12 protein-coding genes are annotated in these 13853 nt (G+C 73.7%); 5 read left to right on the forward strand and 7 right to left on the reverse strand.

What is annotated here, in order from left to right; translation table 11 throughout:
- Window positions 1–172 precede the first annotated feature (172 nt).
- Window positions 173–310: a hypothetical protein gene (locus RB614_RS14180; protein WP_308712933.1), complete on the forward strand. Its 138-nt coding sequence runs from the start codon at window positions 173–175 to the stop codon at window positions 308–310.
- Complete coding sequence (locus RB614_RS14185; protein WP_308712934.1) at window positions 307–837, forward strand: helix-turn-helix transcriptional regulator; 531 nt, start codon at window positions 307–309, stop codon at window positions 835–837. The genes RB614_RS14180 and RB614_RS14185 overlap by 4 nt, the downstream gene beginning before the upstream one ends.
- Here the strand turns inward: RB614_RS14185 and RB614_RS14190 are convergent.
- Complete coding sequence (locus tag RB614_RS14190; protein ID WP_308712935.1) at window positions 827–2053, reverse strand: aspartate kinase; 1227 nt, start codon at window positions 2051–2053, stop codon at window positions 827–829. The two genes, RB614_RS14185 and RB614_RS14190, sit on opposite strands and share 11 nt — an antisense overlap.
- A gap of 137 nt (window positions 2054–2190) precedes the next feature.
- Between RB614_RS14190 and RB614_RS14195 the strand changes: the two genes are divergently transcribed.
- Entirely contained in the window at window positions 2191–2961 is a 771-nt protein-coding gene (locus RB614_RS14195) for a PhzF family phenazine biosynthesis protein (protein ID WP_308712936.1), read from the forward strand.
- Here the strand turns inward: RB614_RS14195 and RB614_RS14200 are convergent.
- From RB614_RS14200 to RB614_RS14225, 6 genes are read right to left on the reverse strand one after another with little or no spacing between them, the layout of a single operon-like run.
- Window positions 2958–3599: an isochorismatase family protein gene (locus tag RB614_RS14200; protein WP_308712937.1), complete on the reverse strand. Its 642-nt coding sequence runs from the start codon at window positions 3597–3599 to the stop codon at window positions 2958–2960. The genes RB614_RS14195 and RB614_RS14200 overlap by 4 nt on opposite strands.
- Window positions 3520–4746 (reverse strand): FAD-dependent monooxygenase, encoded by a 1227-nt coding sequence (locus RB614_RS14205; protein WP_308712938.1) that lies wholly within the window; start codon window positions 4744–4746, stop codon window positions 3520–3522. Before RB614_RS14205 ends, RB614_RS14200 begins: the two co-directional genes overlap by 80 nt.
- Window positions 4747–4770: 24 nt before the next feature.
- Window positions 4771–6063: a phenylacetate--CoA ligase family protein gene (locus RB614_RS14210; RefSeq protein WP_308712939.1), complete on the reverse strand. Its 1293-nt coding sequence runs from the start codon at window positions 6061–6063 to the stop codon at window positions 4771–4773.
- Entirely contained in the window at window positions 6018–6806 is a 789-nt protein-coding gene (locus RB614_RS14215; RefSeq protein ID WP_308712940.1) for an amidohydrolase family protein, read from the reverse strand. The genes RB614_RS14210 and RB614_RS14215 overlap by 46 nt, the downstream gene beginning before the upstream one ends.
- A gap of 2 nt (window positions 6807–6808) precedes the next feature.
- Window positions 6809–7951, reverse strand: coding sequence for a 3-dehydroquinate synthase II family protein (locus tag RB614_RS14220; RefSeq protein ID WP_308712941.1), 1143 nt, complete (start codon window positions 7949–7951; stop codon window positions 6809–6811).
- A 56-nt stretch (window positions 7952–8007) separates the two neighbouring features.
- Entirely contained in the window at window positions 8008–8811 is an 804-nt protein-coding gene (locus RB614_RS14225; RefSeq protein WP_308712942.1) for a 2-amino-3,7-dideoxy-D-threo-hept-6-ulosonate synthase, read from the reverse strand.
- 228 nt (window positions 8812–9039) lie between these two features.
- Between RB614_RS14225 and RB614_RS14230 the strand changes: the two genes are divergently transcribed.
- Together RB614_RS14230 and RB614_RS14235 are read left to right on the forward strand one after the other, a co-directional pair.
- The gene (locus tag RB614_RS14230; RefSeq protein ID WP_308712943.1) at window positions 9040–10917 is read left to right on the forward strand and encodes an anthranilate synthase family protein; all 1878 of its coding nucleotides are present in this window, start codon (window positions 9040–9042) and stop codon (window positions 10915–10917) included.
- Between the two features lie 149 nt (window positions 10918–11066).
- Window positions 11067–13835: an ATP-binding protein gene (locus RB614_RS14235; protein WP_308712944.1), complete on the forward strand. Its 2769-nt coding sequence runs from the start codon at window positions 11067–11069 to the stop codon at window positions 13833–13835.
- Window positions 13836–13853: the final 18 nt, after the last annotated feature.

Below are 13853 nucleotides of genomic sequence, written 5' to 3' on the forward strand. Positions count from 1 at the left end.
CCGTGTCCGCGCGCATGTGCCGTCCCGAGCCATCGCGGACGTTCGCGGACAGCCGGAATCCGGCGTCCGGAGGCACGTCGCGGCCGATGCTCTTTCCACGCGAGATTGTCGCACTGCCGGGAGTTCGGCGTCACCAGCCGGCGTCCCCGGGCAGAGGCGGGAGGTGTGGGGAATGTATTCACGTCGATGGCCAAGCGACCGGCCGCACGACAGCGACCCTTTCGAGCGCGGCGAGATCGCCGTCTTGATCGTGGCCGCCGTCCGCTGGCTGGTCACCATCCTGCTGACCAGTTGGGGGTACCTCGAATGAGTCCGGTAGGTGAAGGCGTCAGCCCGTTTCCGGCCGGCCGGTCCGGCAGGACCCGGCTGAGCGTACGGGGGCTCACCGAGCTCCTCGTCGAACTCGTCGGCGCCGACGGGCGGGACGTCATCGTCCTCGCCATCGTGCCGCAGGAGCAGCAGCCAGCGGAGCCCGAGGGCGGCGACCGTCCCGAGGCGGGAAACCACGTGCACCGGCCGGTGGGGCTCTCCACCGCCACGGAGCGGCAGCCCGCCGACACCGAGTGGGCGAGCCTGACCGACCGCGAGCGGGCGGTGGCGTGCCTGGCCGGGCAGGCGCTGACGAACCAGCAGATCGCGCGGCGCCTGAAGATCTCGCCGCACACCGTCAACTTCCACTTGCGACGGATCTTCCAGAAGCTGGGGATCGACTCGCGGGTGAGCCTGGCCCAGATCGTCCACGCGCGACGGTCGAACATGGACCACGGGTCGCGCGCGGGCCAGCCGCCGGAGGACAGCGGGCCGCCAGAGCCGGCCGGCGGCGGCGTCAGGCGGTGACGGGTTCCGGTCCGGGCGCAGTGGCGGGCGCCCGGTCGAGCCCGAAGGCGCGGTGCAGGACCACCGCCGCGCGCACCGTGTCGGCGGCCGGCACCACCGCCGAGACCCGCGACTGGCTGGCCCCCACCCAGCTCGGCGCGATCCCGGCGACGGCCAGCTCGGACAGCATCTGGGCGGTGAGCTGGGGGCGGCTCAGCAGCCCGGTGCCGACCAGCGAGACCTTTCCCACGGCCGCGTCGGCGACCGCCTCCCCGCCGGCGGCGGCCACCAGGCAGGCCAGCGGCTCGCGCAGCCGTGCCGCGCCGGCGGCGGTGACCGTGAAACCACAGCGCCCGGGCGCCGCAAACGCGAACAGGTCCGGCTGCACGGCCTGCTCGGCCAGCAGGTGCAGCAGGGCACCCGGCGGCACCGCGTCCGTGGTGACCAGTACCACGTCCCGGTCGTCCGCCACCGCCACGACGCAAGAGCGCTCCTCCAGGACGTCGCGGCGGCTCTCGACCAGGGTCCCGGGCCCGTCGGACGCCGAGTCGCGCACCTCGATGTCCACTTCGGACATCTGGGCGAGCTCGACCGAGCGGGCGTGCAGCACCCGCGCTCCGGCGAACGCCAGCTCGGCCATCACGCCGGCCGGTACCACGTGCAGCAGCCGGGCCGCCGGCACGATCCGCGGGTCCGCGGTGAAGACGCCCGCGACGTCCGTGTAGATCTGGCAGGTACGCGCGCGCAGCTCGGCGGCGAGCGCCACGGCCGACGTGTCGGAGCCGCCCCGCCCCAGCGTCACCACGTCACCGGCGGCGTTCACGCCCTGAAACCCGGCGACGACCACGACGTTGCCGGCGGCGAGCAGGCTCTCCACCCGCCCGGTCCGGATCCGCTCGACCGAACCGCCGCCGTGCGGGCCGCTCACCCGGAAGCCGGCCTGGCCGCCGGTGAGGGAGACAGCGGGTACGCCCCGCTCCCGCAGCGCCATCGCCAGCAGCGCGGCGGAGGCGCACTCGCCGGTCGCCAGCAGCTGGTCGGTCTCGCGCGGGTGCGGTGCGGCGCTGACCCGGGCGGCCAGCCGCAGCAGCTCGTCGGTGGTGTCGCCGGTGGCGGAGACCACGACCACGACGGAGAGTCCGGCCGCCCGGGTGCGCGCGATCCGGTCGGCGACCATGCCGATCCGCGCCACGGTCGCCACCGAGCTGCCGCCGTACTTCTGCACCACCGTCGTCATCTGCGGACCCCCGTTTCCGTTACGCCTCACGCTATGCGGGGCGGTGCGGCGGCGACCACTACCAATGCGAGTAGTGGCCGCGGTCCTTTGGGCTCGGCACCGTGAAAGGCATCCACGGTCGAAGGGATGGGATCATAGTGAGGTTCTTCGTCGTCGACGCGTTCACCGGCAACGCGTTTTCGGGCAACCCGGCCAGCGTCGTGCTGGTCGACGGTGATTTTCCGGCGGACGGGTGGTTGCAGGCGGTGGCCGCCGAGTTCCGCCACGCGGAGACCGCGTTCGTCCGCCCGTGCGGCGAGCGCGTCTGGGACCTGCGCTGGTTTACGCCGATCGTCGAGATCGACCTGTGTGGACACGCGACGCTCGCGACCGCGCACGTGCTCGGTGGGGAGAACACGTTCCGGACCCGCGGCGGCGTGCTGCGGGCCCGGACGTCGTCGCCCGGCTGGGTGGAGCTCGACTTCCCCGCCGACCCGACCGAGCCGGTCGAGCCGAGCGCGGAGCTGCGGGCCGCGCTGGGCGGTACGGAGGTCGTGGCGGCCGGGCGGGGCCGGTACGACCTGCTCGTCCAGGTCGCCTCGGCCGAGCAGGTGCGGGAGCTCCGGCCGGACACCGAGGTGCTGGGCCGCCTGCCGTACCGGGGTGTCCTCGTCACGGCCGCCGACGGCAGCGCGAACGGTGTGGTGAGCCGCTGTTTCTACCCGGCCGTGGGCACGCCCGAGGACCCGGCCGCCGGATCGGCGCACTGCACGATCGGCGGCTGGTGGTTCGAGCGGCTCGGCGTCGAGGAGCTCGCGGCCCGGCAGCTCTCCGCGCGCGGCGGGGCGCTGCGGGTGGCCCGGCGGGGAGACCGGATCCGCCTCAGCGGCCAGGCCGTCACGGTCATGCGCGGCGAGCTGGTCGGTTAGCCGGCCTGGAGCGCGGTGACGAGATCCTGGGTGGTCGCCGTCACCGCGCACCGGCGTGCGGCGTAGTCGAGGGCCATCAAGTGGTCCTCGGCGCTGAAGTCGGCGACCGCGTCCGCCACGAGGAACGGCTGGATGTCGTGCGAGTACGCGTCGCAGGCGGTGAGCAGGCAGCCGATGTGCGCGAATACGCCGCAGACCACGAGCTGGTCCCGCCCCATCGCGGCCAGCTCGGCGGCGAGGCGGGTGCGGTGGAACGCGCTGTACCGGTACTTGGTCACCACCAGGTCGCCGGGGCCCGGTGCGATCTCCTCGACGATCCCCCGCGCCTCGACGGCGTCCGACATCCCCTCGCCCCAGACGTCGTGGAGCAGACCGCGGTCGGCGCGCGACATCCGTCCGGGTTGGACGGTGAAGACGACGGGGATGCCGAGCGCCGTGGCCGCCGTGCGCAGCCGGCCGACGTTGGCGAGCAGGGGCCTGATCGGCGAGCGGTCCGCCGGGAAGAACGACACGAAGTACCGCTGCATGTCGTGGATCAGCAGCACCGCGCGGCGCGGGTCAGCACGCCACGCCGCCGGACCGGGACGCAGGTGCGCCGGCGTCGGCATCGGGTACGGCGCGATCGTCGGGATCGGCATCGAAAGGCTCCATTCGTGTGCACTGTGGACTCGGGTGGTCCCATCCGTACAGCCAGTCCTGGTCGGAGAGCCGGGCGGACGCGAGCCGGCGGTCCCGGTCGCGCTGGCGCGGCCCGTCGGGGAGGTGCAGCCAATCGGCGCCCTCCCGCACCGCCGCGAGCACGCGTTCGACGCGGGGACGGCGCAGCGCCTCGTACCGTGCCAGCCCCTCCGGGTCGCGCAGGTGCGCGGCGAGCGTCGCGGCGTCCTCGATCGCCTGCGTCGCGCCCTGCGCCAGGAACGGCAGCATCGGGTGGGCGGCGTCACCGACCAGTGCGATCCGCCCGCGCTGCCAGTGCCGCGGCGGCGGCCGGTCGAAGAGCCCGTGGTGGACCAGCGGTCCGGCGGCGAGCAGTTCGCGCACCCGCGGATGCCAGCCCTGGTAGGCCTCCGCGAGCCGCCCGGCGTCGCCGATGGCGTACCCCTCGGGCGGGCTCGTCGCCGCGACCGTGGCGACGACGTTGACCGCGTTCGAGCCGCCGACCGGATAGCTGACGCAGTGCTGCCCCGGGCCGAGCCAGACCGTGACGCGGGGCGGCCCGGCGGGCCACGGCAGCCGGTCGGCCGGTACCAGCGCGCGGTAGACGGTGTGTCCGGCGAAGCGCGGCGGATCCGTGGCGAGGGCGCGCCGCACCACCGAGTGGAGCCCGTCCGCACCCACCACGACGTCCGCGTCGTACCAGCCGCCGCCGGCAAAGCTGAGGCGCACGCCGGACGCCGACTCGTCGACCCCGACGCACCTCTGTCCAAACCGGACCGGCCCGGCGGCGCGCAGCAACATGTGGCTCAGGTCGGTGCGGCGCAGCGTGTAGTACGGCGCCCCGTACCGCTCCCGGGCGGCCGTGCCGAGCCCGACCCGCCCGATCAGCCGGCCGTCCCGCCACCGCCGCAGTTCCCGGACGACGGGCCGGGCCGCGACGGCGCGCAGCTCGGGCTCGAGCCCGAGCCGGTGCAGGATCCGCGCGCCGTTCGGCGAGATCTGGATGCCACCGGCCACCTCGGGTGGCCCGCCGGCCCACTCGAAGACCTCGCAGCGCACGCCTTCCCGGGCGAGGCACGCGGCGGTGACCAGCCCGCCCACACCCGCACCCACCACGGCGATCCGCATCTCCGCACTCTCCACTTCGGACTGTCAGTAGTAGCTCAGCGCCTTGTCCCAGTCCTCGTCCTCGCGGAAGAGGCCGCGCGGCTTCATCACGTCGGCGCTCGCGGTCAGCAGCGAGAGCGGCACGAGCCGGCCCGGCGGCACGCCGACCACCTCGGCGTCGATGCCGTAGGTGCGACCGACCGCCGCCACGAGCGCGGCGACGGCCGGGGCCCGGTGCGGCTCGGCCACCTCGATCTCGACGCGCAGGTGGCTGCTGGCCGCCCTGGCCCGCCAGAAGAGCACGCCGAACTCGGCCGGTAGCCCGAAGACGAGCTCCTCCAGCCCGGTCTGGGTGAGCGGTACGCCGCCGGCGCGGCTCTGAAACGCGGTGCGGCCGAGCACCCGGACGGTGGGGAGCGACCAGCCGCACCCGCAGGCGCCGTACGCCACCTCGACCTCGTCCTCCATGTTGTACCGCAGCAGCGGCATCGCCTCGCGGAAGAGCGGCGTGACGACGAGCTGGCCCCGGCCCTCCGGCGCGGTACGGCCGGTCAGCGGGTCGTACACCTCGAAGAGCGCGCGATCGGCCCACAGGTGCAGCCGGCCGCACGGGCACTCGCCGGCGAGGCTGCCGGTCTCCGTCGCGCCGTACTCCTCCACGACCGGCGCGCCCCACAGCGCGGCGATCCGGTCCCGGCGGGCCGGGCTGAGCGGTTCGCCGCCGACGAAGAGCGCGCGCAGCGCGGGGAAGTCCCGGTCGGGCCGGGCACCGGCGGCCGCCGCGGCAGCCGCCCAGAGCAGCGTGTCGGTCGGCAGCGACCAGGTCACCGTGACGTCCAGGTCGCGCAGCACCCGGACGACCCGGGAGTACGGCATGGCCAGCGAGCGGTTGTCCGCCGGCACGACCGTCGCGCCGCACATGCGGGCCGCGGCGTGCGCGAGATGGCCGGTGATCATGAGGGCGTACGGCGTGCGGACCAGGAACATGTCGCTCGGCTCGATCGCGATCCGCTTGCGCGCGAACCGCTCGGCCAGGTCCAGCCAGTCCCCCGCCGTGTAGTACGACGACGTCGGCGCCCCGCTGCTCCCGCTCGACTCGTGGTACGTGGCGAGTTCGGCGCGGTCGACCGCGAGGAGCCCGAACGGGTACGCGTCGCGCAGGTCCCGCTTCGTGGTCAGTGCCACCTGCCGCAGCTCGGCGCGGTTGGTCGGCACGTCCCCCCGCGCCCGGTAGAACGGGGAGCGCGCCGCGACCCGCAGCGCCTCCGCCAGGTGGACGTCCTGGAGCCGGGTCAGCTCCGCGTACCCGCGCCAGTCTCCGATCCGCGGCCGGTCCATGTCTCCTCCTCTCCGAGCAGCCGGCGGGCGTTCGCCGACATCACCAGGTGCCGGTCCGCCCGGCTCATCTCGACGGCCGCGAGCTTCACGACCTCCACGCGCGGGTGCTGGAGCGGGTACTCGGTGCCGAACACCACCCGCTCCGCCCCGAGCCGCCGCAGTGCCAGCCCGGCGACCGCCGTGTAGCAGCCGGACGTCTCGGCGACGATGTTCGGGCACGGCGCGATCTCGGCCAGGCCGCTCGCGTCGAGGCCCGTGTGTCCACAGTGTCCGTACACGAAGGACACCTGCGGGAAGCGCCGGGCGAGGGCGGCAAGGTCGCCGGCGCGCGTGCCCGGGTGGGCGAGGCAGACCACGTAGACCGGGTGCCGGGCGGCGGCCGCGATCTCGACGAGCTCGTCCACCGCCGGGTCGTCGAGGCGAAACCCGTGCACCGCGGGGGAGATCTCCAGCCCGCGGTGGCCCGGCGCAGCCGCCCGGTACGCGGCGACGTCCCGCCACGGGTCGGCGAGAAAGAACGGCAGGAGCCGCCCGGCGGTACCGCCGCAGATCGCCCGGACGCGCTCGTTGTCGGCCGCCACCTCGCTGCGACCGCCGCGGGCCACCTGCGCGGAGAGGCGGTCGAGGTCCAGCAGGCCGCCGGCGGAGACGGCGGCCCGCTCGATGCCGGTGCGGTCCATGGCCGCGAGCAGCGCGCCCGCGGCCTCCGGACCGGGCCCCAGCCGGGCGTGGAAGTCGAACACGTTCACTGCTCGTGGCAGAACTCGTCGATGGGATAGCCGACGTGGCGTTCCCGCCGCGGGAGGTGGCCGAGGATCTGGTCGCCGGGCCGGAGCGCGGTCGAGTTCAGCACGGCCGCGCCCGGGCCGAGGATCCGTACGTGCCAGTCGTCCTGCACGATCACGTTGACCCGCTCGCCGTCGTCGGAGACCGCGTCGATGGAGAGCAGCGGGCGGGTCTCGATCTTCACCCGACCGACGATCGCGTGCCGGGTACGCCCGTCCGCCCCGACCGCCAGCACGGTGTCGCCCGCGCCGAGCTCGCTCAGGTACCGCGTGTGCTCCGGGTCGGCGAGGGTGTACGACATGATCGCGCCGGCGTTCACCCGGAAGGGTCGGGTCGGCATGTACGGCAGCGGATGCGTCTCGCTGACGCAGAGCACCATCCCCTTGGCCCGCGAGCCGACCAGGATGCCCTCGTCCTTCTCCAGGTAGGTGCAGGTGTCGACGCAGGCCCGTTCCCCCATGCCGGCGTGGGTGATCGCGGTGACCGTGAGCGTGACCAGCTTGAGCGCCTCCGGCTTGCTCGTCACGACGTCCCGCAGGCGGGCCGCCTCGCCCGGCGCGGTCGGGGCCAGCATGAGCCCGCCCGGCCCGTGTTCGAGCACCCCGAGGTGCACCGGCGCGTCGGCCACCCGGTCCATCGCGGTGATGATCAGGCCGGGGGCCGCCGCGCCGGGACGGTGGGTGGCCGCCGCGGCCGCGAGCACGATCTCCAGCGGGATGTTGGTCGGGTCGCGGAAGCGGAGCACCGTGCACTCGTACCGCCGGACGCTCGCGCACGCCCGCTCCAGGCTCTCCTTGTCGGTGACTTCCACGTACACGCCGAACCGCCGGTCCGGGTGCCGCTGCGCCAGCTCCTCCGGCGTTCCGTGCACGACCGGGTCGACCACGACCAGGTCGGCCACGCCGAAGTCCGCCGGCAGGTCGGCGCCGGAGGGCAGGAGCACGCGGGTGACCGCCGGCGGCAATGGCGCCAGGTCCGCGGGATCCGCCGCGACGATCGCGTCGAACCCGTGGTGCAACGCCTCTTGGCAGAGCGCCGCGGTGAATTCACCGGCGGATCGGATGTCGAGCCAGCACTGCTTCAACGCCTGCTCTCCTTTCATCGAGCGACCTTTCGTCAGGTCGGCTTTCGTCGGCTCGGCTTTCATCTGGTCGCTTTTCATCGGGCCCCTCCCAAGACCGTGGAAGCCGTCCGGTCGTGGACGAGCGCGGCGATCCGGCGGGCCGCCGCCGCTGGATCCGCGGCGGTGAAGACGAGGCGCCCGGCGGCGATGCCGCCCGCGCCGGACCGCATCGCGTCGGCGAGGTGGCGCAGCGCGTCGTCCGGGCCGGGCGAGGGGGCGCCGCCGGCCGCGAGGACCGGCACCGGGCAGCTCGCGGTGACCGCGGCGATCCCGGCCGCCGAGGCGGGCAGGGACGATTTGACCAGGTCCGCGCCGAGGTCGGCCGCGATGACGGCCGCGTGGGCCACGAGCTCCGGCGCGCGTCCGTCGGCGACCTGCGGTCCGCGCGGATACAGCATCGCAAGCAGGGGTACGCCCCAGCGGTCACTCGCCTCGGCGACGGCGGCCAGGTCGGCGATCTGCCGCCCTTCAGTCTCCGATCCGACATTGACGTGCACGCTCACCGCGTGCGCGCCGAGCCGCAGCGCTTCCTCCACAGAGGACACGAGGTACTTGGCGTCGGGATCGGGGGCCCGGCGGGTGCTCGCGCTCAGGTGGACGATCAGCGACAGCGACCGGAACCAGCGGGGGTCGAGGTGCCGGAGCGCGCCCTTGTGCAGCACGATCGCGTCCACGCCGTTCCCGGCAAGTTGCCCGACCAGCCGGTTGAGCTGGCCGCTCCGGGTGATCGGACCGTCGGTCACGGAATGGTCGAGCGGTACGACGAAAAGGCTTGAAGAATCGTGCCGGTACAGATGCTGTAGCCGGATGCGACTCCCGACCGTATTGTTTAGTGTCATTTCCGCTCCTCGGCGAGCGCAATTAGCGACATGCGAAAAACGTTAAGTGCTCGGCCGGCCCCCGCCCATAACGCGAATGAGTAGGCGGGTAGGTACCGCGTGTTCGAGTAGTGGCCGGCGTGGCGCGGGAAATGCCACCGTGAGGGCCATGACCGAGCGTAGCGAGGGAATCATTGGGCACAGGGCGCTTGGAGTCTCGCGGCCGCCCGCAGCGAAGCGAGGACGGCCGTGAGCGACTTCAGGTCCGTACTGGTGAACGGCGCGCCGGCGTTCGCGCTGCTGTCCCGCCCCCGCTCCGGCGGTGGCGACCGGCTCGAGGTGTTCGTGGGCGACCCGGTCGAGGTCGCGACGCTGGCCGGCCTACCGGCGGCGACGGAGCGCCTGCTCGCCCTCGTGCCGTACCGGCAGATCCGGGAGCGGGGTCTGGCCTGTGTGGACGATGGCGAGCCGCTGGTGGCCATCGAGGTCCGCGCGCACGGCGAACTCCCCGTCGAAGAGGCGCTGCGGCTGCTCCCGGTGGACGGCGCGCGCCTCGACGGTGGCGCCTTCGACGTGGACGACGCCGCGTACGAGGCGGTGATCCGGCGGGTCGTCGCCGAGGACATCGGCCGGGGCGCGGGCTCCAACTTCGTGGTCCGCCGCACCTTCCACACCGCCCTGCGGGACCCGTCGCCGCGCACCCGGCTGGCCATCTTCCGCCGCCTCCTCGCCGCGGAGACCGGTGCCTACTGGACGTTTCTCGTGCATTGGAACGGGCGCACGCTCGTCGGCGCGACGCCCGAATGCCACGCCCGCCTCGACGGTGGCGTCGCCACGATGAACCCGATCAGCGGCACCTACCGCTACCCCGAGTCCGGCCCCACGCGCGGCGGGCTGCGCCGCTTCCTGGCCGACCGCAAGGAGACCGAGGAGCTCCTGATGGTGGTCGACGAGGAACTCAAGATGATGGCCCGGGTCTGCGCCGGCGGCGGGCGGCTGCACGGGCCGTTCCTGCGGCCGATGTCCCGCCTGGCCCACACCGAGTACACCATCTCTGGACCGTCCAACCTGGACGCTCGTGAGGTGCTCCGGCTCACCATGCCGGCCCCGACGGTGACCGGCAGTCCGCTCGCCAGCGCCTGCCGCGTGGTGGCCGCACACGAGCGGTCCGGTCGCGGGTACTACGGCGGCGCGCTGGCCCTGATCGACCGGCGCGGCATGGACGCGGCGCTGCTCATCCGGACCGCCGACATCGGCGTGGAGGGCAACGTACGCATCCCTGTGGGCGCAACGCTGGTGCGCCATTCCGACCCGACGGCGGAAGCGGCCGAGACCCGGGCAAAGGCGGAGGCACTGCTGCGCGCGCTCGGCGGCCAGCCGGTCGCGCCGGCGGGCGAACCCGGGCGCGAAATCCCCGTCGGCTACCGGCTCCGCCGCGCTTTGGCCACCCGCAACCGGGGACTGTCGGGTTTCTGGCGCGGGCGGGAGCGACCCCGCCCGGCACCGTCACTGGCCGGCCGGCGGCTGCTGCTGATCGACGCCGAGGACGACTTCACCGCGATGCTCGCCACCGTCGCCGCGTCGACCGGCCTGTCCGTGGAGGTACAGCGATTTGACCGGGACCTGCCCAGCGAAGCGGACCTCGTGCTCGTCGGCCCGGGGCCCGGCGATCCCCTCGACCGCACGGATCCCCGGATCGCACGGCTGCACGAGGTGACCCGGAGCCTCCTCGCCGCCGGTACGCCGTTCCTGGCGGTGTGCCTCGGCCACCAGGTGCTCGCGGACGAGCTCGGGCTAGCCGTACGCCGCCTGAAGACGCCCCGGCAAGGCTTGCAGCAAACGATTTCCCTGTACGGCCGGCCGGAGCGGGTGGGCTTCTACAACACGTTCGCGGCGGCGAGCGGGGCGGACCGCGTGTACTGCCCGTTCACCGGCGACCCGGTGGACGTCCGGCGCGATCCGGCCACCGGCGTCGTGCACGCCTTGGCCAAGCCGCGGATGCGCTCGACCCAGTTCCACATGGAGTCGGTGCTGACAGAAAACGGACCAGCGATCCTCCGCCGAATGATGATCGAACTCGTGACAGAGTCCGGCAGAGTCACCACGGCCGCCGGAGTCCGCGCGTAGCGCGTCTTCATCCGGTGGCGCCCCCGTTGCCGTTAAGCAAGTGAGCGATCTACGGACGGCGCTGGCGAGGTCGGCCGAAAGGTTGCTTAACTGGATCACTTCCATCTATCACAATCTGCGCTGGGTTGCCGTAACAAGATCCCCGGGGGGTGGATCCGCTGACGACTTTCGGTCGCGATGAAGAACAAGCGATCTTGCGAAAGGCGTTCGCTGACACGGCACGGGGGGTTGGCGGGTGTGTGGTGCTGACCGGTGCGGCCGGCATCGGCAAGTCACACCTGCTGCGTGCGGCGGTCGAAGAGGCCCGGGCCGACGGGCTGGCGGTGGCTACCCGGGCGGCGTTCGAGCTCGATCGGGCGGCGCCGTTCATCACGCTCGCGTCGGCCTTGCAGCAGATCGAGCCGGCGACGTCCGCGTTCGACTGGATCGCCGATACGGGTGAAAGCCAGTTCCAGACGCTCGACCGGCTCGCCGGGGCGCTGGAAGACTTCGTGGCGGAGCGGCCGCTGGTCATCGCGATCGACGATGCACAGTGGACGGACGAGTTCTCCGCGCTGGCGATGCGGGAGCTGGTGACCGCGCTGGCCTCCTCGCCGGTGCGGTGGCTGTTCGCCCGCCGGCCGCGGCAGGAGGCCACACCCGGGCAGCAGCTGGTCGATCGGCTGATCCGGGAGGGTACGCCGGAGATCGTGCTGGGCCGGCTGGACGAGGGGGCGGTGGCCGGGCTCTGCTCCCAGGCCGTCGGCGCCCGGGTCGACAACACCGTGCTGGCGTTGGCGGCCGGCTGTGACGGCAGCCCGTTGCAGCTGGAGCAGCTGATGCGGGCGCTGCTGAACACGCGGCAGCTGCTGATCCGGGACGGCGTCGCGACGGTGGTCGGTGACCAGCTGCCGTCGAGCTTCATCACGATCGTGGAGCAGACGCTGAGCAGCCTGTCGGAGCAGACGCGGCGGATGCTCGAGGCCGGCAGCGTGCTGCACGGCCGGTTCAGCGCCGACACGCTCGCGCGGCTGCTCGGCACCCGGCCGGCGGCACTGCTGCCCTCGCTCTACGAGGCCACCTCCGCCAAGGTGCTCGTCGACGAGGGAGACGGCCTCGCGTTCGGGCACGATCTGGTCCGCAAGGCGATCTACGGCACGGTCGGCGGTGCCGCCAAGGCGCTCTACCACCGGGAGGCGGCGGTCGTCGGCCGGGAGGAGGACCGCTCGCCGGTCGAGGTGGCCGAGCACCTGCTGCGCAGCGGCCGATCCACCCGGGAGGCGGCGACGATGCTGCGCGAGGCCGCGCTGGAGGTCGCGCCGGCGGCGCCGAGCACCGCCGCCGACCTGATGGTCCACGCCCTCGACGTGCTCGGCGCCGACGACCCGGACCGGCCCGAGCTGGCCGCCGACACCGTGGGCCTGCTCGCCCGCGCGGGCCGGCTGGAGCGGGCGCAGCGGCTCGGCGAGGCGGCGCTGTACACCGGGCTGGAGCCGCCCACCGAAGCGGCGCTGCTGCTCGGGCTGGCCGAGGCGTTCAAGCACGCGGGCCGCAACCGCTCCGCCGTGGAGTACGCCTCGCGGGGGCTGAGCTACCCGGACGTGCCGGAGGCGGTGCGGGCCAGGCTCTGGGCGGTCCGCGCGCACGCCCTCTTCTACACCGGCGACCTGACCGGCACCGACCGCTCCGGCACCAGCGCGTACCGGTCCGGGATGGCGGCCGAGGAGTACGGGGCGGCGGTCTTCGGGCTCACCGCCCGCACCCTGGCCGCGCAGGCCGAGGGGCGCCTGGACGACGCGCTCGCGCACGCCACCGAGGCCACCGAGATCGCCGACGGGATACGGGGCGAGGCGGCGCACTGGCACCCCCGGATCTGGCTCGGTGACGCCCAGGCCGCGCTCGACCGGTTCGAGGAGGCCTCGGCCACGTTCCGCCGCGGGCGGGAGGAGTCCGAGCGGCTCGGCACCGCCTGGTCCACGCCGCTGTGGCACTACTACCACGCCGCCCTGCTGGCCGCCTCCGGACGGCTCGACGAAGCGGTCGCGGAGACCGACGCCGGCGTCAAGATCGCCGAAACCCACGCCGCGTACGCGCTGGCCGTACCGCTGCTGGCCGGGCAGGCCCGGCTGTCCGTCCTGCGCGACGACACGGCACAGGCCCGGGAGTACATCGGCCGGATGCGCCACTGGCTGGCCGAGGGCATCACCACCGCGCCCGAGGACGCGACCTGGGCCGAGGGGATGCTGCTGGAGGCGACCGCCGGCCCGGACGCCGCGCTGCAGACCCTCACCGTCATCTACGACGCGATGCCCCGCCGGTCGCTGCTGCTCGTCCAGGACCCCGGCGCCGCCGCCACACTGGTGCGCGTAGCGCTCCTGGCCCACTCGCCCGAACGGGCCGAGGTGGTCGCCACCACCGCCAGCGATCTCGCCGACCGCAACCCGACCGTGCAGGCCCTCACCGCGGCCGCCGCGCACGCCGAGGGCCTGCTCCGCCGCGACCTGGGCCTGCTCCGAGAGGCGATCGACGGGTACCGGGGCATCCGCCGCCCCCTCGCCCTGGCCGCCGCCCTCGAAGACGCCGCCGACGCCACCCCCGACCCGGTCCGCGCCCGCAAGCTCGCCGAGGAGGCGCTGGCGATCGCGACCGACTGCGGCGCCGAACGGGCCCGGCGCCGGCTGGAGCAGCGCCTCGGCCGTGAACGCGTCCGGCAGTCCGCGCCGCCGTCCGTGCTCGAGCGGCTCTCGCCAGCGGAACGACCCGTCGCAATCCTGGTCGCAAGGGGACGAAGTAACCGCGAAATCGCCGAAGAGCTCTTCCTCTCCCGGCATACCGTCGACAGCCACTTGCGGAAGATATTCGTGAAACTCGGCATCAACAACCGTTCCGTACTGGCCCGGCTGGTCGGAGACGAAGGCAGCAATAGCGCAAGCACGTGATGCGTAATCGGCCGCCAT

It is taken from the genome of Phytohabitans maris (genome assembly GCF_031085175.1).
GTDB lineage: Bacteria > Actinomycetota > Actinomycetes > Mycobacteriales > Micromonosporaceae > Phytohabitans > Phytohabitans maris.